The organism is Finegoldia magna (assembly GCF_018371055.1).
Classification (GTDB): Bacteria; Bacillota; Clostridia; order Tissierellales; family Peptoniphilaceae; genus Finegoldia; species Finegoldia magna_I.
The window spans coordinates 1-2,866 of record NZ_JAGYZD010000212.1; the positions used below are offsets into that span (position 1 = coordinate 1).

Consider the following 2,866-nt stretch of genomic DNA (forward strand, 5'->3'; position numbering starts at 1 on the left):
TTTACTTTATTTAATTTATTAAGGTTCTATAGTTTGTTGTCTTAATGACAACTTTCTTCGCACTTTCGTAACGACTTTGTTAGTATATCATACTAACTTCTCTTTGTCAACACTTTTTTTGAAATGTTTTTAAATCAAAATGTATTTTCTTGAAATGTTACTTTAGTATGTGTTTTCTTGAAATGTTACTTTAGTGAACTATTATAGTTTACTATCATTATTTCATTTTGTCAAGTGTTTTGTAAAACTTTTTTTATTTTCGTTTTACATGCATTACTTTCTTTTAAGTAATTTAAAAAGCACTTAACTTAAAGTGCTTATTTATAATATCAAGGTTTTTATTTTTTGTCAAGTGTTTTTTTGTTTTTTATTTTAAAAATTGAATTTGTTTGTAAATGCTCTATTGTATTGTGCTTTATAGACTTAGATGATAAGGATGCTACAAGTATTCCAAGCGCAATACTAGCTGCAAATAACATTGCATTTCTAGCATGTGAAAAAGCTAGTTTAGAATTTTGTTGTATAGTGTAGTACATTGTGTAATACATATCCGCACCTGGAACCAAAGATATTATTCCTGGTATTACAAAAACCGTAACTGGCATGTGAACTTTTCTTGAAGCTATCTCTCCTATTATTCCTACAGCGATTGATGCAAACAGAGCCGCGATAAATTTGTTATTTAAAATTATCGTTAAATATTTGTAAACGAACCACGCTACAAATCCAGATACCATAACTATTTTATAAGATCTTTTTGGTGAATCGTAAAATAGCGAAAATCCTAGTGTGGCGAATGATGAAATGATTGATTCTATAATTATATATAACATTAGATTGCCTCCATCATAACCGCAAAATACAATATACTACCAACACCTAGAGCTATACTCAACGCTGTAATCACAGCATTAATCATAGAACTTATCCCAGATAATAAATCTCCACTTAGTACGTCTCTAACAGAGTTCGTAATGGACACTCCAGGAACAAATGGCATGATACAACCTACGATAATACTGTTCATATCCAAAGCTACACTAAAGATTCCAAAAATTTTCAATGTAACTAAAGTTAGAAATGTCATAAACGCAACTGTAATATATGTATTAACAAATTGTGGATTTTCTTTTCTTTGAAAAAATCTGAATACTAACATTTCTAATATAGATATAAAGAAAGCTACGATAGGTTCAATAATACCACCCACTAATAAATGCGCAAATAATCCTGAAGCTGCAGATGCACCTAGGATATAAAGTTTTTTATCGACAGTTCTGTTATCTATTTTATTTATTATTTCTATTGACTCATCCAAAGTATACACATCTTTTACAAAATTTCTGGAAAAATTATTAATTTGATGAATCTTCCACAAATTTGTAGCCTTAGGAATTGTCCTTCTCATAGTTACAAGATCTCCAAAATCAAAACTCAAACATATAATGATACAAGTATAAGATACAAATACATTTATTTTATTGACTTTTTGAATACTTTTACTCATTCTAAAAGCCGTATCTTCTACACGATATGTTTCCGCGCCACTCTCAAGCAAAATTCTTGCAGTATCAGCGACTACATCCATTAAATCTTGGCAATCTTCTTTTGTTTTAACGAATTGCAAAATATCTCCTCCAGTATTAAAATTATAACATATAGGAGGCAATTATGGATATTATCAAAAACAGAAGATCGAGAAGAAATTTTACATCTAAAAAGGTATCAATAGAAGATATAAAACAAATCGTAGAAGCTGGAACCTTTGCTCCTACTGGAATGAACAAGCAAGACAACATTATAGTTGCTATCTCTGATGATAGTACAATGGAAAATTTATTAAAATCTATTAGAAAACATTTAAACAACGAAAACTACAACGGATTTTATAATTGCAAAAATATGATTTTGCTTTTAAGTCCTCACGATAATAGAAATAGAAAGTTTGACTGTGGATGCATAATGCAAAATATGATGTTAAAAGCTTGTGAATTAAATGTAGCGAATGTATGGATTAATCAGTTTTACGATTCCTATGATAGCGAACCTATCAAAAGTTTTCTACAATCTATAGACATTGATGACAATTATGAAATCACTTGTGCACTTGCTCTGGGTTATAGTGACGAAACTCCAAAAATCAAACCAAACAAATTTATAACTAAATTTATCTAAAAAAATAGATCGATTGAAACTGACTCATAATCAGTTTTCAATCGATCTTTTATTTTAGAAGTTATCGTAATAAATTCTGTCGTCAGTTACTCCAACTTCGTTCAATGCTTTTGTCAAAGATTCTATCATTCTTGGAGATCCGCACAAGTAAGCTGAGCTATTCTTTCCAGTTTCTTTGCAATATTTCTTGATTGCATCATCAGCATGTCCAGTTTCTCCTTCCCAATTCATTTCAGGAGTTGTTCTTGACAATACTGGAATAAATTTGAAATCGTACAAATCTTCTTCAAATTGTTTCAATTCATCTAACAAGAATAAATCATCTGGAGTTTTGGCTCCAAAGTAAAATCTTGCTTTTCTCTTAACATCATGATCTCTCATGTGGTTAAGTATAGATCTTATTGGTGCAAACCCAGTTCCAGCTGCTCCCAATATAATTTCTGTATCTTCATCGTGATAGTAGAAATCACCATAAGGACCATTGATAGTAACCTTGTCGCCTTCTTTAAGAACTTTGTGACAATAAGTTGTACAAATACCCTTAGTATAACCAATTAACAATTCGATATGTTTTTCATCTCTTATACTAGAAGCAATAGAATATGCTCTGAATACTTCTTCATCTGATCCTTCATATCCATCGCCTTTTGGATATTCTTCTGCTTTTAATTGTACATATTGACCAGGTTTA

At 30.2% G+C, this 2,866-nt stretch carries 4 protein-coding genes; 1 reads left to right on the plus strand and 3 read right to left on the minus strand.

From position 1 onward, the window contains the following. Positions 1-338: 338 nt before the first annotated feature. Both KHW44_RS08085 and KHW44_RS08090 read right to left on the minus strand, forming a co-directional pair. A complete protein-coding gene (locus KHW44_RS08085; protein ID WP_002834990.1) occupies positions 339-833 on the minus strand; it encodes a threonine/serine exporter family protein in 495 nt (164 codons plus the stop codon). Continuing rightward, complete coding sequence (locus KHW44_RS08090; RefSeq protein ID WP_035109063.1) at positions 833-1,627, minus strand: threonine/serine exporter ThrE family protein; 795 nt, start codon at positions 1,625-1,627, stop codon at positions 833-835. Before KHW44_RS08090 ends, KHW44_RS08085 begins: the two co-directional genes overlap by 1 nt. Positions 1,628-1,671: 44 nt before the next feature. Here KHW44_RS08090 and KHW44_RS08095 point away from each other — a divergent pair, with 44 nt between their 5' ends. Next, positions 1,672-2,175: a nitroreductase family protein gene (locus tag KHW44_RS08095; RefSeq protein WP_002834992.1), complete on the plus strand. Its 504-nt coding sequence runs from the start codon at positions 1,672-1,674 to the stop codon at positions 2,173-2,175. A gap of 54 nt (positions 2,176-2,229) precedes the next feature. Here the strand turns inward: KHW44_RS08095 and KHW44_RS08100 are convergent. After that, on the minus strand, positions 2,230-2,866 hold a 637-nt coding region (locus KHW44_RS08100; RefSeq protein ID WP_304068242.1), incomplete at its 5' end, for an FAD-binding oxidoreductase.